The sequence below is a fragment of the Nocardia jejuensis NBRC 103114 genome (assembly GCF_001613145.1).
Classification (GTDB): domain Bacteria; phylum Actinomycetota; class Actinomycetes; order Mycobacteriales; family Mycobacteriaceae; genus Nocardia; species Nocardia jejuensis.
On the sequence record NZ_BDBU01000061.1, the window covers coordinates 1 to 23,845 of the forward strand.

At 68.6% G+C, this 23,845-nt stretch carries 24 protein-coding genes; 9 read left to right on the top strand and 15 right to left on the bottom strand.

All coding sequences use genetic code 11. The annotated features are described in order from the left end of the window. Positions 1–864 (top strand): MFS transporter (locus NJ1_RS34665; protein ID WP_157574522.1); only part of this gene is annotated, 864 nt, incomplete at its 5' end. A 34-nt stretch (positions 865–898) separates the two neighbouring features. On the opposite strand, the gene NJ1_RS34670 is transcribed toward NJ1_RS34665, so the two are convergent. The 7 genes from NJ1_RS34670 to NJ1_RS34700 form a co-directional block, all read right to left on the bottom strand. Beyond that, positions 899–1,297, bottom strand: a complete 399-nt coding sequence (locus NJ1_RS34670; protein ID WP_067703542.1) for an NUDIX hydrolase — start codon at positions 1,295–1,297, stop codon at positions 899–901. A gap of 89 nt (positions 1,298–1,386) precedes the next feature. Continuing rightward, positions 1,387–1,917: a hypothetical protein gene (locus NJ1_RS34675; RefSeq protein WP_067703544.1), complete on the bottom strand. Its 531-nt coding sequence runs from the start codon at positions 1,915–1,917 to the stop codon at positions 1,387–1,389. Positions 1,918–2,034: 117 nt separating this feature from the next. Continuing rightward, on the bottom strand, positions 2,035–2,832 hold the full coding sequence (locus NJ1_RS34680) for a family 1 encapsulin nanocompartment shell protein (RefSeq protein WP_067703547.1): 798 nt from the start codon (positions 2,830–2,832) through the stop codon (positions 2,035–2,037). A gap of 3 nt (positions 2,833–2,835) precedes the next feature. Continuing rightward, positions 2,836–3,897, bottom strand: coding sequence for a Dyp-type peroxidase (locus tag NJ1_RS34685; protein ID WP_067703550.1), 1,062 nt, complete (start codon positions 3,895–3,897; stop codon positions 2,836–2,838). Positions 3,898–4,053: 156 nt separating this feature from the next. Continuing rightward, a complete protein-coding gene (locus NJ1_RS34690; protein ID WP_067703553.1) occupies positions 4,054–4,380 on the bottom strand; it encodes a cupin domain-containing protein in 327 nt (108 codons plus the stop codon). A gap of 113 nt (positions 4,381–4,493) precedes the next feature. Beyond that, on the bottom strand, positions 4,494–4,991 hold the full coding sequence (locus NJ1_RS34695) for a dihydrofolate reductase (protein ID WP_067703556.1): 498 nt from the start codon (positions 4,989–4,991) through the stop codon (positions 4,494–4,496). Further along, positions 4,988–5,797, bottom strand: coding sequence for a thymidylate synthase (locus tag NJ1_RS34700; RefSeq protein ID WP_067703559.1), 810 nt, complete (start codon positions 5,795–5,797; stop codon positions 4,988–4,990). Before NJ1_RS34700 ends, NJ1_RS34695 begins: the two co-directional genes overlap by 4 nt. 20 nt (positions 5,798–5,817) lie before the next feature. On the opposite strand from NJ1_RS34700, the gene cobF reads away from it, so the two are divergent. The 3 genes from cobF to NJ1_RS34715 all read left to right on the top strand — a co-directional run bounded on the left by cobF (position 5,818) and on the right by NJ1_RS34715 (position 9,958). After that, on the top strand, positions 5,818–6,582 hold the full coding sequence (gene cobF, locus NJ1_RS34705; RefSeq protein ID WP_067703562.1) for a precorrin-6A synthase (deacetylating): 765 nt from the start codon (positions 5,818–5,820) through the stop codon (positions 6,580–6,582). Positions 6,583–7,133: 551 nt separating this feature from the next. Beyond that, on the top strand, positions 7,134–8,930 hold the full coding sequence (locus tag NJ1_RS34710) for a ThiF family adenylyltransferase (protein ID WP_218025307.1): 1,797 nt from the start codon (positions 7,134–7,136) through the stop codon (positions 8,928–8,930). Beyond that, positions 8,927–9,958, top strand: a complete 1,032-nt coding sequence (locus NJ1_RS34715) for a 3-oxoacyl-ACP synthase III family protein (protein WP_067703568.1) — start codon at positions 8,927–8,929, stop codon at positions 9,956–9,958. Before NJ1_RS34710 ends, NJ1_RS34715 begins: the two co-directional genes overlap by 4 nt. A 143-nt stretch (positions 9,959–10,101) precedes the next feature. Here NJ1_RS34715 and NJ1_RS34720 read toward each other — a convergent pair whose 3' ends face one another. Further along, positions 10,102–11,109 carry an NAD(P)/FAD-dependent oxidoreductase gene (locus tag NJ1_RS34720; protein WP_067703571.1) on the bottom strand — a complete coding sequence of 336 codons (1,008 nt, stop codon included), beginning with the start codon at positions 11,107–11,109 and terminating at the stop codon, positions 10,102–10,104. A 95-nt stretch (positions 11,110–11,204) separates the two neighbouring features. Here NJ1_RS34720 and NJ1_RS34725 point away from each other — a divergent pair, with 95 nt between their 5' ends. The 3 genes from NJ1_RS34725 (at position 11,205) to NJ1_RS34735 (ending at position 13,880) form a co-directional block, all read left to right on the top strand. Then, complete coding sequence (locus NJ1_RS34725) at positions 11,205–11,831, top strand: XRE family transcriptional regulator (protein WP_067703574.1); 627 nt, start codon at positions 11,205–11,207, stop codon at positions 11,829–11,831. Positions 11,832–11,921: 90 nt separating this feature from the next. Then, complete coding sequence (locus tag NJ1_RS34730; protein ID WP_084479166.1) at positions 11,922–12,902, top strand: class I SAM-dependent methyltransferase; 981 nt, start codon at positions 11,922–11,924, stop codon at positions 12,900–12,902. 111 nt (positions 12,903–13,013) lie between these two features. Next, entirely contained in the window at positions 13,014–13,880 is an 867-nt protein-coding gene (locus tag NJ1_RS34735; RefSeq protein ID WP_067703637.1) for an Fpg/Nei family DNA glycosylase, read from the top strand. Positions 13,881–14,052: 172 nt separating this feature from the next. Here NJ1_RS34735 and NJ1_RS34740 read toward each other — a convergent pair whose 3' ends face one another. From NJ1_RS34740 to NJ1_RS34760, 5 genes are all read right to left on the bottom strand, one after another. Further along, complete coding sequence (locus NJ1_RS34740; protein ID WP_067703640.1) at positions 14,053–15,561, bottom strand: carboxylesterase/lipase family protein; 1,509 nt, start codon at positions 15,559–15,561, stop codon at positions 14,053–14,055. Between the two features lie 166 nt (positions 15,562–15,727). Then, positions 15,728–15,973, bottom strand: a complete 246-nt coding sequence (locus NJ1_RS34745; RefSeq protein WP_067703577.1) for a DUF2630 family protein — start codon at positions 15,971–15,973, stop codon at positions 15,728–15,730. Between the two features lie 181 nt (positions 15,974–16,154). Further along, positions 16,155–17,651, bottom strand: coding sequence for a MocR-like pyridoxine biosynthesis transcription factor PdxR (pdxR, locus tag NJ1_RS34750; RefSeq protein WP_245717713.1), 1,497 nt, complete (start codon positions 17,649–17,651; stop codon positions 16,155–16,157). A 254-nt stretch (positions 17,652–17,905) separates the two neighbouring features. Then, a complete protein-coding gene (locus NJ1_RS34755; RefSeq protein ID WP_169813242.1) occupies positions 17,906–19,066 on the bottom strand; it encodes an alpha/beta hydrolase family protein in 1,161 nt (386 codons plus the stop codon). A gap of 89 nt (positions 19,067–19,155) precedes the next feature. Further along, positions 19,156–19,857, bottom strand: coding sequence for a DUF4184 family protein (locus NJ1_RS34760; protein WP_067703583.1), 702 nt, complete (start codon positions 19,855–19,857; stop codon positions 19,156–19,158). Positions 19,858–19,938: 81 nt separating this feature from the next. Between NJ1_RS34760 and NJ1_RS34765 the strand changes: the two genes are divergently transcribed. Beyond that, positions 19,939–20,625, top strand: a complete 687-nt coding sequence (locus NJ1_RS34765; protein WP_067703586.1) for a pyridoxamine 5'-phosphate oxidase family protein — start codon at positions 19,939–19,941, stop codon at positions 20,623–20,625. 103 nt (positions 20,626–20,728) lie between these two features. Here NJ1_RS34765 and NJ1_RS34770 read toward each other — a convergent pair whose 3' ends face one another. Further along, on the bottom strand, positions 20,729–21,961 hold the full coding sequence (locus NJ1_RS34770; RefSeq protein ID WP_067703589.1) for a hypothetical protein: 1,233 nt from the start codon (positions 21,959–21,961) through the stop codon (positions 20,729–20,731). 353 nt (positions 21,962–22,314) lie between these two features. Next, a complete protein-coding gene (locus NJ1_RS34775; RefSeq protein ID WP_067703591.1) occupies positions 22,315–23,076 on the bottom strand; it encodes a crotonase/enoyl-CoA hydratase family protein in 762 nt (253 codons plus the stop codon). 66 nt (positions 23,077–23,142) lie between these two features. On the opposite strand from NJ1_RS34775, the gene NJ1_RS34780 reads away from it, so the two are divergent. Beyond that, positions 23,143–23,802, top strand: a complete 660-nt coding sequence (locus tag NJ1_RS34780; protein WP_067703644.1) for a TetR/AcrR family transcriptional regulator — start codon at positions 23,143–23,145, stop codon at positions 23,800–23,802. The last annotated feature ends 43 nt before the right edge of the window (positions 23,803–23,845 follow it).

Here is a 23,845-nt window from a genome sequence, read left to right on the forward strand (position 1 = left end):
CTGCTGGTGCTCGGTCTGCTGGCGCTGTATGCCTTCGTACGCTGGGAGATTCACCGCAATCTGATCCACCGGTCCGCGCTGATGAATCCGAAGTTGTTCGCCATCCCCAGTTTTCGCTGGGGGAACGTCACGGCCTTCGCGGTGGCGGTGGGTGAATTCGGGCTGCTGTTCGTACTGCCGCTGTACATGGTCAACGTGCTGGATCTGAGCACGCTGCGCGCGGGTGTGGTGCTGGCCTTCATGGCGGCGGGCGCGTTCGTGGCGGCAGGGGTCGCCGAGGGCCTGGTCCGCAGGTATGGGCCGGTGCGGGTGGTGCAGATCGGTTTGGGGCTCGAGGCGATCGGCATCGCGATCGCCGCCATCGTGGTGACCCCGCACATCTCCGAGTGGTGGCTCGCGGCCGTGCTGGTCTGCTACGGGCTCGGGTTGGGGATGGCGTCCGCGCAGCTGACCGGAACCGTGCTGGCCGATGTGCCTCCCGAGCAGTCCGGTCAGGGGTCGGCCACTCAGAGCACGGTCCGGCAGGTCGGTTCGGCCATGGGCACCGCGCTCGTGGGTGCGTTGCTGTCGGTGTCGCTGGGGCACGCGCTGCCCCGGCAGCTGGACACGGTGAACGATCTGCAGGATCAGAACGCCGACACACTGGCCACGGCGACCCGGGAGTCCGCCGGTGGCACGATCAGCGTGGTGCGGGATCACGACGGGGCCCCGGTCGTCCTGGACGCGCTCGAGCGCGGGTTCACCGATGCCACGCGCACCACACTGCTGGCCGCGGCGCTGTTCCTGCTGCTCGGTCTCGCCGCCGCGACCCGGATTCCGGCCGGCTCGGGCGTTACCCACGATCGGGATCCGGTCGCCGAGTGAATCGGGTACGGCCGCACGACTTCGCCGTGGGGTGCTATTCGTCGATCAGGCCCAGGTCGTGAAGTCTGCGGAAGACCATGAGCGAGCCGGGGGCGACGTCCGGCATGGCGGCGTATTCGCTCAGGGTGAAGTAGCGCAGCTCGGCGATTTCCCCCGAGGGGCTCGGGTCGGCGGTGAGGTCGCCGAGGTAGCAGGTCATGTGCAGGCGGGTGCCGGGGGCGTGGCCGTACGCCTCGGCCTCGAAGACGTCGAGTTCGCGCACGTCGATCGCGCCGACTCCGAGTTCCTCGCGAATCTCCCTGTGCAGCGCGGTTTCCGGGGTCTCACCCGGATCGATCTTGCCGCCCGCCATGTAGAAGACGTCCTTGCCGGTGGATCGGGTCTGCAGCAGACGACGGTCCCGGATATGTGCCAGCGCCGCGGTGCGAATCACCCGGCCAGCCTAGTCGCCGAGGGCCGGGCGCCGGCTGCCCGGTGCGCGTGCTCGGTGGTCACCGGGGACCGTTGTGCGAGCCGCCGACGTCAGCGGGTGGGCGGCGCGATCTTCCAGTGCTCCTGGAGCGCCGCGGCGATCTCGGGCAGGATCGTCACCGGAATCTGCTTCTCGCGCAAGATGGTTCGGATCTCGGCGACCTGCTCGCGGGTCCGCATGTCGTAGGCGCCCGAAACCGGTCCGGTCACCGGCGCGATGGACAGCAGCGCCAGTTCACCGTGTTGCTCGTCGCCGCCGTTCAGGTCCAGGGCCAGGGTCCAGCGGTTCCTGTCGTCGAGTGCGAAGCGACCGGCTACCACTCGATCCCAGGTGATCGTCGAATTTCCCCAGGGCGTGCGCCGCAGGATGGCGTCCTCGCTCAGCACGATCCCGTCCCGCCCGGCCAGCGCGATCATCACCGCGACCGCGGCCGCCACGCCCACCAGCAGCCCGGTGAAGATCCGGTTCGGGCCGAACAGCGCCACCGTCGCGCCGCAGATCACCGCCAGCATCAGCAGCCCCGCGACGCCGTAGAGGGCCATGCGTCGTCCGGGCATCACGCCCGCGCGCACCGTTGCCATTCCGCCTCCTGCCGACCGACTGCGGAAACCGTACCCGGCGGGTACGCCGCGGCTCCACAGTCCGTCCGAATCGGCAGGAGTGGTCGTCGCCTTTCAGGGCTGTGGCGGCTGTGGTGGCTATGCCTCCAGCGCTACCGCGGCCTCGGCCGTGTAGACCAGGAACGTCAGGCTCTCCTGGAAGTACAGCTGCACCGATTCGGCATCGTGGGACAGGTAGCCGATGGACAGGTCCTGACCCAGCTGCAGATCGAAATCGCCGCCGCGCGTGGACAGTACGATCGCGCCGTCGATGGCGGGCGCCCAGACGATGTCACCGTCGATGAGGCGTTCGATGTGGGTGCGGATCGGGTGGCCGTGGTCGGAGGTCTCGCTCACGGCCGTGTACAGATCCGCCGACAACAGCACCGAGTACGGTCCGTCCACACCGGCCAGGCGCAGCTTCGTCAGCGCCTGGGTGACGGCCTCGGGGACCAGTCGCGGATCGCCCGGCAGCTTCACCGGCTCGCAGGACGTGGTCGGGCGGATGCCCAGGATTCCGGCCGCCGGATAGCCCTCGAAGATGGCGCGATCCTCGGCGAACGCGATGCGCTGGGCCGCGTCCTTCACCGGGTCCAGGTCGGTGTCCTGGGCGCCGCGCTCGACATTGTCGATCTCCTCGCGGGACAGGGAGAACGGGACGCGCAGTTCCACCAGCGGCACCACCGCGCGCTGGCGCGCCTGCACGCCCTCACCGGGCGATTCGATGAGGTTGGTGCGGCCGAGCCCGACCGCGTTGTAGGCATCGCCGTGCGGGCCGGACAGATCGACCACACGGCGACCGGCGATGTGCCGCTTGAAGGTTCGCGTCGCCTCTTCCTCGATCGCCGACCAGGCGGACGAGGTGATCGGCGCGAGTTCGCGGTGGAGGTTGTTCATACGTTAACTCCTTTTCAACGTGCCGATACCCAGGGAACCGTTGCTCGAAACAACGCCGCCGTCACCGGATGATTCCCCGAGGTCCTCGGGGGTCCGCGCCTGTGCCGGAGCCTCCGGCTGTGCCGGGGCCCCCGGCTGTGCCGCTTGTGCCGGAGCCTCCGGCAGCGCATCGAAGAACCCGTCGGGCGGGGTGAAGAACGATGTGCCGGTGACTGCTGTGGAGAAATCCAGGATGCGGTCGTATGCCGCGTCGTCGGTGCCGAGGAACATCCGCTCGAGCATCGTCTCGGTGATGGACGGGGACGCGGCGTACGCGACGTAGTAGGTGCCGAACTCGCCGTCCTTGACGCTGCCGAAGGGCATGTTGGCGCGCACGATGGTGCCGAGCTCGTCCTGATCGTTCACCGCCACATGGGAATCGGCGGGTTTGGCGTCGTCGGAGAGTTCGAGATCCTCCAGCTTGGTGCGGCCGATCACCCGCTCCTGCTCCTCGATGGACAGGGCGCGCCAGTCACCGAGCGGATGGATGTACTTCTGCACGATCACGTAACTGCCGCCGCTGAATTCGGGATCCTCGTCCCCGATCAGGGCCGCGGAGTACGCGAGCTTGCCCTCGGGATTCTCGGTGCCGTCCACGAAGCCGAGCAGGTCGCGCTGCTCGAAGTAGCGGAAGCCCACGGTCTCGTCGACGATGGTCACCGCGCCCGAGAGCCGGTCGGAGATGGTCATCGCCAATTCGAAACAGGCGTCCTGGTTTTCGGCCTTGATGTGCAGGAGCAGGTCGCCGGGCGTGGCGGGGGCCTGGTGCTTGTCGCCCCGATAGCCCGGAAACTCGTGCAGCTCAGCCGGTTTCGGTCCGGCGAACAGCCGATCCCAGGCCTGCGAGCCGATGCTCGTGACGCAGGTCAGGCCACCGCCGGGAAGCCGGAACCCGACCGATCGGCGTAGCCCGGGCAGATCCGCGAGCACCTCGCGCACCACAGATTCGCCACCCTCGTCGATCGTCGCGACGAGGAAGATCGCGGCGGGTGTGAGTGGATCGAGGATCGGCTGCGGCTCACCCATGCCCTCCAGCCTATCGGCCGAGCCCGCCGGAGCGGCGTCCGGTTGCTCCGTGTCTGCCCGAACCGCGCGCGCCGGGGCTGTGGCGAGCGCGGAATCGGCAGGTCGAGGTGGTTCGACGGGCCGTCCGGGTGGGTTCGATCACTCGGACGGATTCGATCACATGGCGACGGTCAGCAGGAACGCCACGTCGTCGATGGCCTTCACACTGTGCCGTGCGTTCGGCACGACGAGCAGGTCGCCCGCCGAGCCTTTCCACTCGTTGGTTCCGCTGATCAGTGTCAGCACACCGCTGAGCACGACCATGGTGGCTTCACCGGGGTTCTCGTGCTCGGCCAGGGATTGCCCGGCCGTCAATGCGATCACGGTCTGGCGCAGGCTGTGCGCGTGACCTCCGTAGAGCGTGAGCGAACTTCGGCCGCTCGATGCGGCGGCGGCCAGCTTGAGCTGCTGGCGTGCCACCGCGGTCAGCGATTTTTTGTCCATGGACTGCCTTTCGCCGGAGTATCCGTGAGTATGCCGGACAGGTTCCGGCCGATCGGCCGTTTCGAGGGTTCGTTGCGGGAATTGGCGGACGCGGGACTCACCCGTTATCCGTGTTACCGCGTATAACGACGGAACCTGAATCGCAGACCCGTGCTCGACTCGCGCCACGGAACCTCATCGGCGTGCCACCGGTCGTCGATCGGCGGGGCGTAGCAGTCGCCGTCGATCGCCGCGTCCACCTCGGTGACCATCAGTTCGGTGGCGAAAGGCATTGCGGCACGATAGATCTCGCCGCCGCCCATGATCCACACGGGGTCGTCGCCGGCCAGCGCCATCGCTTCCTGCAACGAGCCCGCGCGTTCGGTGCCCTCGGCGGACCAGTCCGATTGCCGGGTCACGACGATGTTGCGCCGATCCGCCAGCGGCCGGAATCGCACGGGCAGTGAATCCCAGGTGCGCCTGCCCATCACGACCGGGTGCCCGCTCGTGACGTCCTTGAAATGCGCCATGTCCTCCGGCACACGCCAGGGAATGGTGTTGTCCAGGCCGATCACCCCGTCCGGGGTCTGCGCCCAGATCAATCCGATCGTGCGGGCAGGCGCCCCGCTCACACCGCCACCGGGGCCTTGATCAACGGATGATGCTGGTAATCCAGGATTTCCACGTCCTCGTAGGCATAGCCGAACAGCGTCGGGGCGGGCCGCAACTTCAGCGTCGGGAACGGGTAGGGATCCCGGCTCAGCTGTTCGCGCACCTGATCCAGGTGGTTGTCGTAGATGTGCACATCGCCGCCGGTCCAGACGAATTCGCCGGGCAGCAGGCCGGTCTGCTGCGCCACCATGTGGGTCAGCAGCGCGTAGCTGGCGATATTGAAGGGCACGCCCAGGAACATGTCCGCGCTGCGCTGGTACAGCTGGCAGGACAGCTTGCCGTCGGCGACATAGAACTGGAAGAAGGCATGGCACGGCGCCAGCGCCATCTTGTCCAGTTCGGACACGTTCCACGCCGAGACGAGCATGCGTCGCGAATCGGGATCGGTGCGCAGGGTCTGCAGCACCTGCGAGATCTGGTCGATGTGGGTGCCGTCCGGGGTCGGCCAGGAGCGCCACTGCACCCCGTAGACCGGGCCCAGATCGCCCTGGGCATCGGCCCATTCGTCCCAGATGCGGACGCCGTTCTCCTTGAGCCAGCCCACATTGGAATCACCGCGCAGGAACCACAGCAACTCGTAGACGATCGACTTGAGATGCACCTTCTTCGTGGTGATCAGCGGGAAACCCCGGGAGAGGTCGTATCGCAACTGATGACCGAAGAGGCTGCGCGTGCCGGTGCCCGTTCGATCCGACTTGGGGGTGCCGGAATCCAGCACAAGTCGAAGGAGGTCCTCGTACTGGGTGTCTCGGGGGGCCGTATCCACGCCTGGCAAGCTTACGCACCGTGCGAAAGCTCTACGTGATCGGAATAGGCGCCGGAGACCCGGACCAGGTGACAGTGCAGGCCATCAAGGCGATGCGCCAGGTCAACGTGTTCTTCATGATCGGCAAGGGTGCCGAGAAACAGGAACTCGTCGATGTGCGCTCGGCGATTCTCACCGAGCACCTGCGGCATCCGTACCGGGTGGTGGAAATCCTCGACCCGCCGCGGGATCGGACGGTACCCGGCGCCGGAGCCGACACCGAATACCGGGGTGTGGTCGCGGACTGGCACGAGCAGCGCTCGGAACTGCTGGAACGGGCTTTCGCCGACACCGATGGGGTGGGCGGAATTCTGGTGTGGGGCGACCCGTCGCTGTACGACAGCACGCTGCGCATGATCGAGCGGGTGCTCGAACGCGAGCGCATGCACTTCGACTACGAGGTGATCCCGGGCATCACCAGCGTGCAGGCGCTGGCCGCCGCGCACCGCATGGTGCTGCACGAGATCGGCGAGCCGGTGCACATCACCACCGGCCGGCGATTGCGCGAGGAGGGCGTGGCATCGGGGCAGTCCACCCTGGTCATGCTCGACGGTGACTGTTCCTTCACCCAGGTGCCCGGCGACGACATCTACATCTGGTGGGGCGCGTATCTGGGCATGCCCGACGAGACGATCGTGGAGGGCCCGCTGCGCGTGGTCGAACACCGCATCGCCCGCCGCCGGGCCGCTCTGCGCGAGGCCAAGGGCTGGATCATGGACGTGTATCTGTTGCGGCGCAACGGCTAGCGCGCTCGGTCCGCTCCTCGCCGCGAAAACCACACCGCACCACGAAAACCACACCGCACCCGCACGGCGCTCGACGGCCGCGCGGGTGGTCGGCGTAGATCGGTAGTTGCGGCACGCAAACTTTCGGCGAATTGCATTCTCGCGTACGAGAGTTAGTGCAAAGCGGGCAATTCACCTGCTGAATAAAAAGGATTAATGGGATAGGGCGCGGGATCTGTGGCGTGTGCAATCGCCAGTGATTCAAGATTCAGCTAACCTGTGGCTATGCCTATGATCGAGAGTGAGCACCGGGGTGTGCTGCTGGCTCGCTGTGGGCGACCGATCGGCTCGCGCAATGCCGAGCCGGTGTCGTTATTCGCGGGGTCCTGATCGCACGGACCGCGAAACACGCTGCCGCCGTCTGTTTTTCATATTCCATTCCCCCTCTCTCGCTGCCGGTGATCCTAGAAAGGAACTCCTGCGTGTCGTCTTCGGGTAGGACCGTGTCCGAACAAGGGCTTGTCACGGATGGTCGCAACCATGTTGAGCGGTGGCATATCTCGGCTTTCCGGGTGCCCGCCGCCACCGACGGGTACGCGGATCTGGTCGCCGAGCTACGCGGCCTGCGAGCTCGGATCCTCTACGACCACGGCCGTCGCCCCGAATTTCGGGACAGCGACGGAGCGCATATCGACGACCAGGAATTGGATTACGGGGCTTGGCATTTCATCGCCAGGCGAGATGCGGGTGCGCGGCCGCTGGGTTATGTGCGACTGTCGACGCCCGATACGGCCGGGCTGTATCAGTCCCGCGCGTACCTCGGTGACGCCGACTACGCCCGGGTGCTCGCGGAGGCGGGAGCATGTGACGCCGACACCTTCGAGCATTCCCGATTGGTCGTCGAGCATCGTGCCCGCAAGCTCGGGCTGGGTGTGTATCTGAACGCGGTCGCGATCGGGGCGGCGCATCATCTGGGCGCGCGCCTGATGATCGGCACCTCCGGAACCCGGGACGGGCAGGACCTTTTCCACGCGCGATTCGGATTTCATCCGGTGGCGGGGACCCAGCGGTACGTCGAGCGCTACACCGAGGACGTCGTCATCCTCACCCACCACACGGCGGCCGGGGCGGGCAAATACACCGAGCTGGTGGCGAGCATGCGCGCCCGGTTCCCGGAACTGGTCGTCGCGCACCCCGGTTCGCTGCTGTCCGAACGCGCGAGTGGGCCCGCGCCCGCGATCACGTCCAGGTCCGGGGCGGTTCCGGATCGGACCACCTGGTGCCCGGTGCTCTTCGAGGACGATCGCAACCCGGCCGAGCTGTGCGAACTGCTCGACTCGGGTGTCGTGCACACCGTGCACGACACCATCCACGATCAGCTGACCGAACTGGTCAAGACCCGCGAGCCGCACCGTCGCTTCACCGAAACCGAACTGGCCGAGGCGATATCGGATCAACTGGCCGGTGTTAGCCCGGCCGTGTACGGCACCTGGGCGTGGTATCCGTGGTCGGGGCGGCTGGTGCACGTGCTGCCGCGCGAGGAGTACCGCATGGTGCGCACCGACCGCAATCGCGAGAAGATCCAGCGTCCCGAACAGCGGTGGCTGCTCAACACCCGGATCGGCATAGTCGGGCTCTCGGTCGGCAACAGCGCCGCGGTCACCCTGGTACTCGGCGGGATCGGCGGCTCGTTCCGGCTCGCCGATTTCGACGAGCTGAGCCTGTCGAACCTGAACCGATTGCGCACCGGCGTACACGATCTCGGCGTCAACAAGGCGGTGCTGTGCGCCCGGCAGATGTTCGAGATCGACCCCTATCTGGACATCGAGATCATGCCCGCCGGGCTCGGCGCCGACACCATGGCGCAGTTCCTCGGTGAGGACGGCAGCGCCCTGGATCTGCTGGTCGAGGAGTGCGACACCCCGTACGTGAAGATCGCGGCCCGTGAAGGCGCTCGCGCACAGGGGATTCCGGTGGTCATGGACTGCAACGATCGCGGGATGCTCGACATCGAGCGCTTCGATCTCGAACCGAACCGGCCGCTGCTGCACGGGCGCATCGGGAACGTGCGGGCCGAGGAGCTGCCGGAGATGAACGCCGCGGACAAGGCCGAGCTGATCCTGGGCATGGTGGACGCGGATCGGATCAGCCCCGAGCTGGCCGCGGCGTTCCCGGAAATCGGCCGCACCCTGAGCAGTTGGCCGCAGCTGGCGGCGGATGTCGCCCTGGGTGGCGCGCTCGTCGCGGACGCGGCGCGCCGCATTCTGCTCGGGCTGCCGTGCGAATCCGGGCGCTACTACGTGGATCTCGCCGAACTCATCGCGCCGGCGCACAACACCGTCGAGCTGCTGGCGGGGGTGCACTCGTGACGAGTGTGCTGGGATCACCCACTCGATCGGGATCCACCGTCCGCCTGCGAGTGCCGATCGCGGTGTCGGCCACGGGAATACATCTGCCCGAAACCGTCGTCACCAACGAGGATCTGACCCGGACGCTGGACACCAGCGACGCGTGGATCGTGAGCCGCACCGGAATTCGGGAGCGGCGGCGGCTCGCCGGCGATCTCGCGGTGTCGGACATGTGCGTGGCGGCGGCCCGAGACGCGCTGTCGCGCACGGATATCGAGGTCGACGATCTGGATGCCATCATCATCGGCACCTACACCTGGGACCAGCCGCTGCCCTCGACCGCTCTGATCGTCAAGGAGGCGCTGGGCGCGCAGCGGGCCATACCGGTGGACATCACCCAGGCGGCATGCGCCAACGGTCTGCAGGCGCTGCTGATCGCCGCGCACCTGTTGCAGACGGCGGCTCGCTCGGTGCTGGTCATCGCGGCGGATTGCGCGTCCCGGGTCACCGATCCGCGCGATCGCGTGACCGGGGTGTTCTTCGGGGATGCCGCGGCGGCAATCGTGTTGTCCCGCAGCGATATCGCCGAGGCCGGGCTGCTGTCGTGGGATTTCGGATCGCGACTGTCCTATGACGTCGAGATCCGCGCCGGCGGCTCCCGATTGCCCACGACGGCCGACACGGTCGCCGAGCGCGATCACTATCTCCGGATGGACGGGCGCGCCGTGTGGGAGACGGCCACCACCTGCCTGCCCGCCAGTATTCGCACCGCGATCGCCTCGGCCGGAATGGAAGTGGACGCCGTCGACCACTTCTTCCTGCACCAGGCCAACCTGAATATCGTGAACGCGGCGCTGGCGGAACTGGGTGTACCGCCCTCGCGTGCGCCGATCACCCTGGACAGGCTGGGGAACACCGGATCGGCGGGTGTCTTCACCGCGGTGCACCGGGCGCACTCCGAGGGTCTCATCCACCCCGGCGATACCTATGTCCTCTCGGCCATCGGCGCCGGATTCCAGTGGGGAACACTGTGTTTCCGCCACGGATGACGGTGGCGACCGGCTGAGGAACCGGCGGGGTTCCCGGAGTCCGGTGGTAGGGCTTCGGGAACCTCGCCGATGATCGCGTGTGGGATCTCGGAGCGCGCGGGAGTGGACGCCGGGGAGGTGCCGGTGTCGAAAAGTGGTTTCCCTCAGGCGGTGACGCCGCGTCGAGCGGCCGCGAGGGCGGCGTCGGTGTCGGCGGTGGCCAGGACGGCGTTCAGGTGGGCTCCGGCGAGGGCTCCGGCGGCGGCCGAGGCGCCGACCTGGGCGGACAGATCGGTCGCGTTTCCCGCCACCCAGACGCCGGGGACTGCGGTGGTGCCCGCCATGCCGGAGGCGATGTGGCGGCCCATGCCGTTCGGGAGGTCCTCCATCGGCAGCTGTAGGTCTTCCAAGCCTGCTGTGCGGGAGTACATTTCGGTCGCCACCGCGAGGACGTTGCGTGGGATCGTTCGGCCGTCGGTGAGGAGTACGCCGGTGAGGGCGCCGTCTTCGGCGGTGACGACCCGGTCCACCGGAGTGTCGATGATTCGGATGTCGCGAGCCGCGAACCGTGCTCGGATGTCGTCCAGATCGGTGCCCCGAGTGAAATAGACGAGGTCGTCGGTCAATTGGCGGAACAGGAGGGCGTGGTGGACGGAGGCCGGGCCCACCGCGAGGAGGCCGATGGGCTCGTCGCGGACCTCCCAGCCGTGGCAGTACGGACAGTGCACGACCGAGTGTCCCCAGTGCTGTGCCAGGCCGGGGATATCTGGCAGGACGTCGCGTAATCCGGTGGCCACCAGCACGCGTCGTGCTCGCAGGGTGCGACCGTCGGTCAGGGTGACAGTGAATCGCAGGTCACCGTCGGGGGACGGCTCGGCGGGGGTGGCGGCGGACACTTCGCCGGTGACGATCAGTCCGCCGTAGCTGCGTACTTCGGTTCGGCCGGTCTCCATCAGGTCGGACGGGGGAGTGCCGTCGAGTCCGATGAGTCCGTGCACACCGGCGGCGGGGGCGTTGCGCGGCGTCCCGCTGTCGATCACGACGACCGAGCGGCGCGAGCGGGCCAGCATCAGGGCGCCGTTCAAGCCCGCGGCGCCGCCGCCGATCACCACGGCGTCGACGGTCTCGTCGGGTAGTTCGTCGCTCTCGTACGCGGCCGTCGTCACAGACATGGCGTCACACCTTTCTTCGCCTCTGCCCGGTGGTTCGCCGGGCTCATGATGGCGACGGTAGTCGCGCCTTGCGGTAATCGCATAGGGTATTGCCTATGACGCAAAATGATCACGAGCTGGACAGCCTCGTGCGCAAACGCATCCGGGCGCTGCGGGTGGCGCAGGGCTGGTCGCTGGAGGAATTGGCCAATCGGGCCAAGCTCAGTCAGTCGACGCTGAGCCGGATCGAGAACGGGCAGCGTCGTCTCGCCCTGGACAGTCTGGTCACGCTCGCCCGTGCGCTGGACACCTCGCTCGACCAACTCGTCGAGACCGCGGCCGATGATGTGGTGGTCAGTCCGAGGATCGATGCCGCGCACGGCCAGATGCGGTGGCCGATCAAGGCTGATCCGGGAATGACCGTGGTCCGGCAGCGCATCACCGATCCGCCGCCGGACAGCCCGTCCCGGCTGCGCGCGCATCCCGGTCGAGAATGGCTGGTGGTGCTGTCCGGGACTGCCGTACTTCTGTTGGGCAACAGCCGTTTTCGCGTCGAAACCAATCAAGCGGCCGAGTTCCCGACGATGCTTCCGCATGCCATCGGCGCCGAAGGCGGCCCCTGTGAGATTCTCGGCATCTTCGATCGGGACGCCCGGCGCGGGCACCAGCGCTCCGGTGACGGCAAGGATGGTGAGGGCAAGGAAGTGGACGCCGACTCCCTCGATGTGGATCCGAGTCCCTAGTTCTCGCGTCTGCGGCAACCTCACGGCGCATTGGTTGCCATTATGGCAACAGGTCGTGCCATGTGCGCATGATCGCTCTAACGTGGTCGTATGAGCACCTCTCCGAGCACGCAGCAGCATGGCGCGAACGACGGGCGCGGACCGGACAAGGGTCACGGCGTGAGTCACGGGCACGGCGAAGGCCACGGTCACGGTCACGGTCACGGCACAGACCACGGGCACGGCGCGGGCCACGCCCACGGGGCGAACCACGATCACGCGCACGCCGTCGAAGGTCAGGCCGAGATCCTGGACCTCGATGCGGAAGTCCTCGCCGGGCAGCTCGCCGAGATCACCGCCTGGCTTCCGCTCGCGAGCGCCCCACGGCACATCGTCGACCTGGGTTCCGGCACCGGAACCGGCACCTTCGCCCTGCTCGCCCGCTTCCCGGATGCCCGGGTGACCGCGGTCGACGCCTCGGCCGAACACCTGCGCCGGCTGAGCGCGCGGGCCGAAGCCAGCGGTCTGGCCGACCGAGTCCGTACCGTTCGCGCCGATCTCGACGGCGAGTGGCCGGATCTCGGTGCGCCCGATCTGGTCTGGGCCTCCGCCTCCATGCACCACATGGCCGATCCCGATCGCGCCCTGCGCAAGGTCCGCGACCTGCTCACTCCCGGCGGTCTGTTCGCGGTCGTGGAATTGGCGGGCTTCCCCCGATTCCTGCCGCCCGACGCGCCCGCGGAAAGCCCCGGACTCGAGGACCGCCTGCACGCCGACAGCGACGCCTTCCACGCCGAGCACGTACCGCACCGCGGCGCCGACTGGGGGCCGATGCTCACCGCCGCCGGTTTCACCATCGACGCCGAACGCACGATCTCCATCCACCTCGACCGCTCCCACAGCGACGCCGTCGGCCGCTACGCCCTCGAAAGCCTCCGCCTCCTGCGCACCACCCTCGGTGAAACCCTGTCCCGCGCCGATAGTTCCGCCCTCGACAGCCTCCTGGACCCACACGGCCCCGGCAGCATCGCCCACCGCGACGACCTCGCCGTCCGCACCGAACGCATGGTCTGGGCCGCCCGCCGCGAGTAGGTCGCGTGCGCGGGTTGATCGCGCGGGTCCGTGGTCGCCGAACCGAATCGTTTTCGGGTGTTCGGCCTGGTCATCGAGACGCGGTCGGTGATCATCGGTAGGCTGCCGGGTGTGCCTGAATTGCCAGAAATCGTGGCGCTCGAGCAGTTCCTGGCCGAGCATGCGGTGGGGGCGGTGGTCGGGCGGGTCGATGTGGCGGCACTCAGTGTGCTGAAGACCTTCGATCCGCCGGTTACCGCCCTGTCCGGGCGCGATGTGACCGGGGTCGGGCACTGGGGCAAACATCTCGGGGTGGATTGCGGCGGGCTGTGGCTCGTCACGCATCTATCGCGGGCGGGATGGCTGCGCTGGATCGACGAGCCCTCCGCGGCGCCGCCGAAACCGGGTAAGGGACCGCTAGCGATCCGGGTGAATCTGTTCACCCCGGAGGGCGCGACTCCCGCCTTCGACCTGACCGAGGCCGGAACGAAGAAACGGCTCGCGGTCTGGGTCGTCCACGATCCGCTCACCATCCCCAGCATCGCGCGCCTCGGCCCGGACGCTCTCGCGGTGAGCGAGCCCGAATTCGCGGACCTGCTGCACGGCACCTCACAGCGTGTGAAGAACGCCCTCACCGATCAAACCGTCATGGCCGGCATCGGCAACGCCTACTCCGACGAGATCCTGCACCGGGCGAAACTCTCCCCGTTCGCGAACTCCGCGCGGCTCGACGCGGAACAATCGGCCCGCCTCTACTCCGCGATGCGCACCATCCTGTCCGATGCCGTCGGACGATCGGTCGGCCAGGACGCCGCGCGCCTGAAGGGTGAAAAGCGCTCCGGCATGCAGGTCCACGGCCGCACCGGCGAGATCTGCCCGGTCTGTGGCGACACCGTCCGCGAAGTCTCCTACGCCGACAAGTCCTTCCAGTACTGCGCCACCTGCCAAACCGGTGGCAAGCCGCTGGCCGACCGCCGAATGTCTCGACTGTTGAAGTAGATTCATCGCTCCCCGCAGCGACCAGGTGACCAGGCGACCAGGCGACCAGCACGGTCGAGCGCACGGCGGAACGGACCGCGGTCAACACCATGGTGGCCGCGCGGTGGCGAACCGGGTGTCGCTGGAGTCGCGATCGGTCAGGGGCGGTGCCGGCTGAGCGCTGTCGAGGTGATCAGACCAGGCTTGGGCTGTGGATGCCCTGCCAGGCAAGGCGTTTGGGCTTTTCGGGGTCGTGGACCACTCGGGGTGGCGAGTCGATGATCATGGTCGCGCGCTGGTCTTCGGTGTAGGCGGGCCAGGAGGGCAGGGGTTCGCCGGTGCGGGCGAAGGCGAGCCAGTTCTGCTGGAATTGTCTTGTGACGGAGAGGAGTCCGCGATAGCCGCCGGCCGCGGTGAGAGCGCGGGCAAAGGTGGGGGAGGTGCCGAAGACGGGGATCAGGTCGAGGGCGTGCGTCGCGCCGAAGCCGGCCAGATGCAGCGATCGGGGGGCGTAGTCGAAGCGGTAGGCGTACGTCGGGGCATGGCGGCTGTGGGCTTCGGTGACGGCCACGGCGGGCCGCCAGAAGGTGAAATCGCCGCCCATGCGGACGGTGACCTTCTTGGCGGGGAAACCGGGATAGGCGGCTACGACGCGGGATTCGGCGTCGCCGTCCGCGTGCCGCAGGACCGAGCGTATGCGGTCGGGGGTGGTGGGGAGGGTGTCGTCGAAGCGGACGAAGAGAGTGCCCTCGTCGCGGTTGGTGCCGATGATCAGGGGGACGCGGTGGGCGGTGCCCTCGGTGAAGGCGGCCACCGCCGAGCGCGGCAGGAAATCCTCATCCACCACGGGCGATACCGGGAAGATGCCCGGCTGATCGCGCATCACGGTGGCCACGGCCTTGTCGACCGCCCGGCGAATGTCGTTGGGGCTCGCGGTGATCAGGGCCTTCGCGGCGGTTTCCTTCGTCGCGCCCAGGTTTTCGACGCACCGGCGGGCGAACAGCTGCGCGTCGGCTCGGGACGGACCCCAGTCGGCGGGCGGGCTCTGCGAGATGCCGCGGTGGAACAGGCCCGCGGCGGCGGGCGTCGCGAAGAGGGCGAGCACCGCGTGCGCACCGGCGGATTCACCGAAGATGGTGACATTGTCGGGGTCTCCGCCGAACGCGGCGATATTGCGCTGCACCCATTCCAGGGCCGCGACTTGATCGCGCAGGCCGAGGTTGGAGTCGAATTGCTGCTCGGGCGTGGAGAATTCGCCGAAATCGACGTAGCCGAACGCTCCCAGGCGGTAGTTCATCGACACCACGATCACGTCGCCGAGCACGGCGAGCCGCGCCCCGGAATACAGTCCGAGCGCCGACGTGCCGATGAAATAGCCGCCGCCGTGGATGAACACCATGACCGGGCGAGGTGTCGCGGACGGCCCGTTCGGGGCGGTGACGTTGAGGGTGAGGCAGTCCTCGCCGGTCGGTTGCTGCCGGCGCGGGCCTATCCGGGCGCCGCTGCGATGCTGCATGGCCGCGAATCCGAATTCGGTCGCGTCGCGCACCCCGCTCCACGGTGTGACGGGCTGCGGTGCGCGGAACCGGAGTTCACCCACCGGGGCCGCCGCGAAAGGAATGGACCGCCAGCGCGAGACGCGGCGGCCCCGGGAACCGCGAACGATGCCCTCGGCGGTCGGGATGTCTGTCGTTGCCACCATCTGCACACCCATTTACGTCGTTCGCGTTGCGATTCGCCTGGCCCGGAGCCCGGCCGGCGCCCGCAGCGGGTGCGGAGCGCGGGTCGTGGCCACCATCTACAAAGGGTAGCGGTGACCGCCGTCCCACCGGGAGGACGAAATTCCCGGTGGACTGACGGCGAACCGGTTACTGCAGGTAGCCCTCGACCTGATGGGCCGTGTTGGGCTGGGCCTCGTCGGGGCTGCGGCCCTGATCGATGCGCGCGCGGCGCTGACGCAGCAGATCCCAGCACTGATCCAGCTGGACCTCGAGGTCGGCCAGCTGGCGACGCTCGGTCTCGGGGTCGAGCTCGCCGCTGGTGGTCTTGGACCGGAGTTCGTGCTCCCGGTCCACCAGGCTCTTGATGCGCCCGAGGATGTCCTGTTCGCTCATGGGGTCTCCGCTCTGTTTGTCGGAAGCGAGCCGAAGTGGCCCGTCCTGCCTCACGCGGACCATGCTACGACCGGCTGGTCGAGTGTCCGGCGAACCGCGCTGCCACCTCGCAGGTCGGGCCGGACCTGTCGCGTCCGCGTGGGTGGGTGTCAGGTCGCCTTCGGCGCCTCGCGGGTGGGGGTCAAGTCGCGTCCGCGGCTTTGCGGGATGCTGCCCTGGTGTGGCCGGATGATGCTGCCTTGGTGCGAACGGCGGATTCAGCCTCGGTGGGACCGGGGGATTCAGCTCCGGTGGGACCGGGGGATTCAGCCCCGGCAAGACCGGACCGCTGCGCTTCGGACAAGCAGTGCGCCGCGATGCGGACGGCGGTCGGAAGCAGGTGGCTGGGCAGGGCGGCGTAGCCGAGCGAGATCCCGTAGGTGTGGCGCTCGCCGATGTAGTGACGGGACAGTCCATCCAGGGCGACACCCTGGCCGCGGGCCGCGGACACGGCCGAGTCCTCGGCTGACGCGGTGGGCAGCGGGACCAGCACGTGCGAACCGGCGTCATCGCCGACCACCTGGAGGCCGTGACCGCGCAACTCCTCGACGACCAGCGCCCGCCGAACCGGCATGTCCCGGCGCAGGCGGCGCAGATGCCGCGCCAGATCGCCGTGCCGGGCCAGTTCGGCGACCACCTGCTGACCGGCGGGCGCCGGAGAGGTTCCGGTGAGATCGCGATATTCGAGCACGGCGTCCGTGACCGCGGGGGTCGCGACCAGCCAGCCGACGCCGAGCGTGGGGGACAGGATCTTGCTGGTGGTGCCCAGGTGCACCACCAGATCGGGGGCGAGGGTCGCAAGCAACGGCAAAGGTGCTGTGTCGTAGCGCAATTCGCCGTCGTAGTCGTCTTCTATGATGAAAGCTCGGGTGCGACGGGCGAATTCGACAAGCTCGATACGCCGGGCGGCGGGCATTCGAGCACCCAGCGGAAACTGGTGCGCGGGAGTGCAATACACGGCCTTCACGTCCTCGGGAAGCAGGTCCACCCGCAGCCCGTCCGCATCCACCGGAACCGGAACCAACTTCATCCCGGCGGCCCGGAACGCGCCCGCCGCGCGGGAGTATCCGGGATCCTCGATCGCGACGAGATCACCCGGACGCAGCAGCGCTCCCGCGAGCTCGCCCACCGCGGAACTGGTTCCGGCCGTGGCCAATACGACGGTGCCGCTCCCCGGTCCCAGGCCTCGATGCCGCAGCAGATGTTCCGCGACCGCCTCGCGATACTCCGCGACCCCGGCTCGATCCTTGCGCACCAGCGGAATTCGATCCGACGCGGCCCGCCACGCCCGCCGCCACGCGGCCTCGTCCAGGTTCTCGATCGACGGCGCCCCCGCCCCCAGATCCATCATCCCCGCCAGCGGATCCGCGCGGTCCCGCCCATCCGCGCGAGCCGCCACCGGCGGCGGCGCGGCGGTCAAATACGTCCCCGAACCATGCCGCCCCGTCAGCCACCCCTCGGCATGCAATTGGTCGTATGCCGCGGTGATCACGGTACGGCTCACCCCCAGCCGGTTCGCCAGGTCCCGCGACGAGGGCAACCGATCCCCGCTCCGCAGCGCCCCCGCGGTGGCCGCCCCACGCAGCCCATCGGCCACCTGCACCGCCAGCGGCGTCACCGCCCCGCGATCAACGCTCAACGGCAGATCCTCGGCCACGACAGACGACCCACCCCGGCGACCCCCTCCGGACCGTCCCATCCCGGCACCCCGCACGACCTCACCCACAGAATTGGCCCTTCGATCGCTCGGAGAACAGACCACCCCAGCATGCCACTCGCAGGAATCCGAATCGCCGCAACGATCGCGAGCTCTGTGATTCGCCGGAGCCGGCGTGGCGGTCGCAACAGTCTCGGAGCGGATCTGTCCGAACCACCCCCCAAGTCGATCCGAGCTCAGCGCAGGATCGTGATCTCAGGTTCGGTGGGTGGCTGTTCGAGAACGGTGTCCGTGCGACCACGCAGGAATTTGTCGAACATGGCCGCCACGTAGGTGCGCACCAGGTGCGCACCACGCCCCGCGGCGATCGGGCCGATGTACCGCGCGGCGGCTGATCGGGCGATGCCCGGCGTGAGCAAGGGCATGTCGGTGAAGTCGTAGTGGGCCGAATCCCGCATCGTCACTTGGCGTTTCCAGCCGGTGGCCCGTTGCCAGTACGCGTCGAGCGACGGGTTGGCGTCGCCGACCTCCTCGATCTGCCGGCTCGTCATCACCAGCACCGGCCGGTCCTCGCCCTCGGTGACCGCGCGCCCGAAGTTCTCGTCCACGCCGAGTTGTCCGTCCAGGTCGACGGCGGCGGCGATGCGCGGGTCCCCGTGCATGGACTCGACCGCCACCTCACCACCGGAAGAATGCCCGACCGTGCCGATGCGCGCGAGATCGAGCACGGTGTCGAGCCCGGCGGGCAGTGCACGGCGTTCGGCGTCCGGATTCTCCCCCCGCGCCAGCGTGGTCAACGACTCGAGCACGAGACCGGTGTCGAGTATCCGGGTATCGATGTACTGCTGTCGCAGCGCGGGAGTGAACCCCTCGGGCGCGTCCGCGTGCGGCACCAGCCGTCCGCTGGGGAACTCGACCGCCTGGCTCTCGTAGGTGGGATCCATGGTGACCACGACGTATCCGCGGCTCGCGAGATCCTCGGCCAGGCCGGTGCCAAGCAGCCGTGAGACGCCCGCCCCCGGCGAATACAGGATCACCGGATACGTACCCGCGAGGGCGGGAGCATCGGCGTACGAGTTGGTGAACACTCCCGGCAGCGGGACGCCGACCCGCCGCTCCAGATCGGGGACCAGGTGGGACGAGAGGTAGCGGGCGCGTGGATAGCGGTCGATATCGGTCGCCGGATAGAAGACCGACACCATGATCTCGCGGGCCAGATCCGGCCGGAACGGGTCGGCACGCTGACCGTCGACCAGATGGAGAGTCGTTGTGCCGACCGGCAATTGACCCATCGGGCGCGGCAGCACCGTGATGCCGACCGGCGCGGCCTCCGATATCCCCGCACCCACGGTGAGCAAAGCCGCCGTGCTCACGGCGAGCGCGGCCATTCTGATCATCACAATTCCCCCACCGACATATCGACAAGCCATTGCATCGCAACGTCTTCGACCCCTGGTGCAGACGCTAACAGCCGGTCGACGCCATGTCATGCGGGCGTTCGATCGCGGCGCCGGCCGGGGATCAGCAGATACAGGGCCGAGTACAGCGCGAAAGCGATTGTGGTGCAGCGCAGTGCGCTGATCAGGAGGTGGCGGATGCAGTCGTAGAGGCTGATTCGGATCACCGGGTCGAATGCTGCCAGGAGTGCGCCGATCACGGCGGCCACCGCGAGTCCCGTCAGGATCCATGTGCGCCCTCGGATCGGGGGAGTGGGTTGGGCCGTGCGGTACCAGCGATGGCTGTACCGGGCGAGGATCAGCAGGCCGATGGCGGAGGAGAGGTGGCCGGTGACGTTGTAGACCCGGTGGGGACCGATTACCGAGTGCCGCAGCGCTTCCCAGTGCTGGACCGCGAAACCGTCTGTCTGAGTGAAGGAATCCCAGGCCAGGTGGGTCAGGATGCCGACGAGTAGTGCGAGCGCCAGTCGCACGGGGTCGGGCCGGGGGAGTGTGGCGGCGGTTCGGCCGAGCAGGGCCAGCAGTGGTCGCTGGGCCAGGACGGCGATCGGCAGTAGGCCCGCGGCGATCATGAGGGTGGCGGGGAGTCCGAGCAGGGAGTGTGTGCCGTCGGGGGCGAAGGCGACGTAGTAGCCCACATCGGGGGCTACGCTGCCCGCGACCAGCCCTGGGAACCAGAGTCGGCGGCGTAGCGGCAGCGTCACGGCCGGGTGGGCGAGTGTGAACGGCACGGTGTGGTCCCCCGAGTGGTCTGTCGATCTTGCGAGGAATTGGCTATTCAGGAATGCCATTCCTCGCGCGATGCTGGTCGTATGACCGCTTCGACTCGGGCCCCATTGTCACCGACGCCGCAGAGCACCCTCAAGCGCTCGAAGGAGCGTGGAGCGACCGATCGCGCCGATCTGGACGCGGTGCTCGATGCCGGACTGCTCTGCCACCTGGGAGTTGTGCTCGGGGGCAAGCCGGTCGTCATTCCCACGATTTACGGGCGGGACGGGGACACGCTGTATCTGCACGGTTCCACGGGGGCGGGCAATCTGCGCGCCGCGATGACCGGGGACGTATCGGTGGCGGTGACCCTGGTCGACGGAGTGATCTACGCCCGCTCGGCCATGCACTTCTCGATGAACTATCGCTCGGCCGTGATTCACGCTCGGCCGCACGAGGTTACGGACCCCCAGGAGCGCATACGGGCGCTGCGGATCATCGTCGAGCACGCGGCTCCCGGCGCGTGGGACGCGGTGCGTTCACCGAGCAAGAAGGAAATGGCCGCGACCCTGGTGCTGGCCCTGGATCTCACCGAGGCGTCCGTGAAATGCCGGACCGGCGGTCCCCGTGACGACGCCTCCGATATCGAGAACGGCGGCGTGTGGGCCGGGACGCTGCCCATTCGTCAGGTCTTCGACGCGCCTCTCACCTCCGATGACGTGGAGCCGGGAATCGAAGTCCCCGAGCATGTTCGGGCGCGGTTCGCCGAGTGCGCCGAGGTGATCGGCTGAGCCGGATCCCGCCTCAGGGCCTCACGAAGGCGGGTCCTTCGGGCGGCCCACTCCGGCCCGTTGCTCGAATAGAGCGGCGGGTCGGAATGCGGCGCGCGGCGTCTCACCACTCGGTGGCGGGTAGCCCCAGTGCGTCGAGTGTTCTGTGCGCCGAAGCGGTCAGCGCTTCCGCGGTGGGTATGGCGTCCGGGTCGAGCGACACCAGTGAGAGCGTGTACGTGTCGGCGATGCGGGTGAGGTAGCCCGAGAGCCGGGTGCGGGGCAGTCGTGCGGTGTCCAAGCCGGGGTGGATGGCCCGCGCGGCGACGCCGGTGCAGGTGTGCGCACCGAGCGAGAGCAGCGAGTCGGGCAGCGTTCCGATATTGGAGCACAGGATGTCTCGCTCGCCCGCGCCCTTGGCGAGTGCGTGCGCCCAGCGCTCCGGGACCACCTGCAGGATCTCCTCGGGAATGCCGCCGGGGCTGGTCATCCGATGCTCGTAGGCTGTACGGGCCTTGCGGCGGATGGTGGCGGGGGTGTCCTGGCGGGTGATGGCGATCTCGGTCATGGCCATGTCGTTGTCCACCCGGGGTTCGTCACGAGTGTCGACCGGCAGGCTGGCGTCGAGGGACTCGGCGCGAAATCCGCTGTGCCACAGCATCTGTGCCACGACGTACACGAACAGGCTGTTGGCGGTGCCGTCGTGCGCCACCGCCGCGCGATTCCACTCTCGGGCCGGGATTCGCAATATCGCGCTGTTGGCCGCCGTGGCGGCGGCCGGGGCGGTGCGATCCGGACTCGGCTCCGGTCGCCGGGGCAGGCCGCGCCGCAGGGCCCGCGCGGTGCCGCCCAGGACGGTGCCCCACATCTGCCGGGCATCGGCCCAATCCGAGTGGCCCGCAATCGGAGCCGCGAGCGGGGTGCCCTCGAGGGCGTGGTCGACCGCGAGGGTGAGGGCTCTGCCGTCCGCGAGGGCGTGCGAGCTGGTGAGCGCCAGCACCGACCCGCCGTCGTCGACCGCGGCCGCCGAGAGTCGCCAGCCGGGACCGCGTTCGGGATCCAGATCGAATCCGCGGCGGTCGGCCCAATCCAGCAGTGCCGCAGCCGAAATGGGCTGCTCGTTCAGGTCGAGCGGATGCGCCTGCGTATTGACGGTCCAGCGCGGCCGTGCGCCGGGAACGCGCGATCGGCTCACCCGGCGTCCGAGTGGCCCGGTGCGCAGGGCCTCGTGCACCCGGTGCAGGAGCGCGTGATCCACTCGATCGCTGGTACGCCAGAGTCCCTGCAGGGCGATCGGGGTACCCATACCCCGGTGCGCCCGCAGGAAGATCTCGTCCACCACGCTCAGTCGATCCATCGGACGACAAGCGTACCGATCGGTCCCATGACACGCCTACGCCGACGCAATACCGCCGCCGACGCAGTCACGCCGAGCGCGGCACGGAGTCGCGCGGAGTGCCTGTTCGCCCCGGCCACCGCTGGGTCCGGCCGGGTCTGCGGACTGTCTGCTCGAGCTGAATGCCGCTGGGTCCGGCCGGGTCTGCGGACTGCCTGCTCGAGCCGAATACCGCTGGATCCGACTGGGTCTGCGGTGTATCCGCTCGAACCGAACGCCGTCTTGGCCGAGCGGCGTCTGCGGCTGGTCGGTGGCACGAAGGTGGATCCGCGCCACTGTCGTCCCGCCTCCAGGACGGCCGAGAGGCCCGCCGATCAGGTGGGTTTACCGTGCCTGCCCTCGCCGGACGCGAAGCGCTGTGCCCCGTCCAGTGCTCCACCCATCAGCGCTTTCATCCCGTGCTGAAGTTCGTTGGCGATGGCCGGGCCTTCTTCGAGACCGTCCTGCTCCAGCACGGACATCCGGTCCGAGCGCAGGCACGTCTGCGGCAGCGTCGAGAGTCGCAGCGCGAGTTCCTCGGCGGCGCGGCGGGATTCACCCGGCGGCACCACCTGGGTGACCAGGCCGATCTGCAGCGCCTCGGGCGCGCCCACCTCGCGGCCGGTGAGAATCAGATCCATGGCCCGGCCGGTGCCGATGATGCGGGGCAGCCGCACCGTGCCGCCGTCGATGAGCGGCACGCCCCAGCGGCGGCAGAAGACGCCGAAGGTGCTGTCCTGCTCCGCGATTCGCAGATCGCACCACAGGGCGAGTTCGAGACCGCCGGCGACCGCGTAGCCGGAGACCGCCGCGATGACCGGTTTGGACAATTGCATGCGGGTGGGCCCCATCGGCCCGTCGCCGTCCTCGGTGACCTTGTTCGACCGTTCGGTGCCGAGCCCCTTGAGGTCGGCTCCGGCGCAGAAGGTGCCGCCGTCGCCCCAGAGCACCGCGACCGATGCGTCGGGGTCGGCGTCGAACTCCCGGAAGGCGTCGGCGAGGGCGTCGGCGGTGGGTCCGTCGACCGCGTTGCGGGCCTCCGGACGGTGCAGGATAACGGTCGTGACGGGGCCGTTGCGTTCGATTCGTACGCTCACGAGGTTCGACCATACGCCGTAAATCACCCCTTGCGTCAAGAAATGAATCAATGGTTCACTTCTTTGGTGGCCTACCGCAGAACCCCCGCTGTCCAGGCCCGCCTCGACGCCCAGGCGGGCTCGATCGTGCGGGCCGCCATGACCGTGCTCTCCCGTGAGGGGTTCTCGGGCCTGTCCGTCGCGGCCGTCGCCGCCGAGGCGGGCGTCGCCACCGGCACGGTCTACAAGAGCTTCAGCGGCAAGGCCGAACTGGTGACCGCCGTCTTCCGCGAGGTGGTCACCCGTGAGGTCGCGGCCGTCGCCGCGGCGGGCAGCGCGACCTCGGCGGGCAGCGCGACCGCGACCGGCGGGGAGGCCGCGGTCGAGCCGGCAGCCGTCCCCCTGGCCCGCGATCGCGTGACGGCCGCCGTGGAGACCTTCGCGGGCCGTGCGCTCAAGAACCCGAAGCTGGCCTACGTCCTGCTGGCCGAACCGGTCGATGCCGCCGTCGACGCCGAACGGCTGCGGTTCCGCCGGGCCTTCGCCGAAACCTTCGAATCCGCCGTTGCCGCCGGTGTCGCCGATGGTCAACTGCCGCCACAGGATCCGCGTACCAGTGCCACCGCGCTCGTCGGCGCGATCGGTGAGGTGCTGGTCGGTCCGCTCGCCGAGCAATTGGAGAGTGAGTCGGTCGTGCCCGAACTCGTCGCGTTCGCGCTGCGCGCGCTCGGTATTCCTCAGTCCTAGCCGCGCTCGGATGCGCTGCCTGCCAAGAAGATCAGGAGTCCAC

What these genes read in the sequence shown, in the direction of transcription:
- NJ1_RS34765 (WP_067703586.1), top strand. Translation starts at nt 19,939, where the DNA reads ATGACCGCTTCGACTCGGGCCCCATTGTCACCGACGCCGCAGAGCACC.
- NJ1_RS34770 (WP_067703589.1), bottom strand. Translation starts at nt 21,961, where the DNA reads ATGGATCGACTGAGCGTGGTGGACGAGATCTTCCTGCGGGCGCACCGG.
- NJ1_RS34755 (WP_169813242.1), bottom strand. Translation starts at nt 19,066, where the DNA reads ATGATCAGAATGGCCGCGCTCGCCGTGAGCACGGCGGCTTTGCTCACC.
- NJ1_RS34690 (WP_067703553.1), bottom strand. Translation starts at nt 4,380, where the DNA reads ATGGACAAAAAATCGCTGACCGCGGTGGCACGCCAGCAGCTCAAGCTG.
- NJ1_RS34685 (WP_067703550.1), bottom strand. Translation starts at nt 3,897, where the DNA reads ATGGGTGAGCCGCAGCCGATCCTCGATCCACTCACACCCGCCGCGATC.
- NJ1_RS34675 (WP_067703544.1), bottom strand. Translation starts at nt 1,917, where the DNA reads ATGGCAACGGTGCGCGCGGGCGTGATGCCCGGACGACGCATGGCCCTC.
- NJ1_RS34725 (WP_067703574.1), top strand. Translation starts at nt 11,205, where the DNA reads ATGACGCAAAATGATCACGAGCTGGACAGCCTCGTGCGCAAACGCATC.
- NJ1_RS34740 (WP_067703640.1), bottom strand. Translation starts at nt 15,561, where the DNA reads ATGGTGGCAACGACAGACATCCCGACCGCCGAGGGCATCGTTCGCGGT.
- NJ1_RS34680 (WP_067703547.1), bottom strand. Translation starts at nt 2,832, where the DNA reads ATGAACAACCTCCACCGCGAACTCGCGCCGATCACCTCGTCCGCCTGG.
- NJ1_RS34720 (WP_067703571.1), bottom strand. Translation starts at nt 11,109, where the DNA reads ATGTCTGTGACGACGGCCGCGTACGAGAGCGACGAACTACCCGACGAG.
- NJ1_RS34745 (WP_067703577.1), bottom strand. Translation starts at nt 15,973, where the DNA reads ATGAGCGAACAGGACATCCTCGGGCGCATCAAGAGCCTGGTGGACCGG.
- NJ1_RS34730 (WP_084479166.1), top strand. Translation starts at nt 11,922, where the DNA reads ATGAGCACCTCTCCGAGCACGCAGCAGCATGGCGCGAACGACGGGCGC.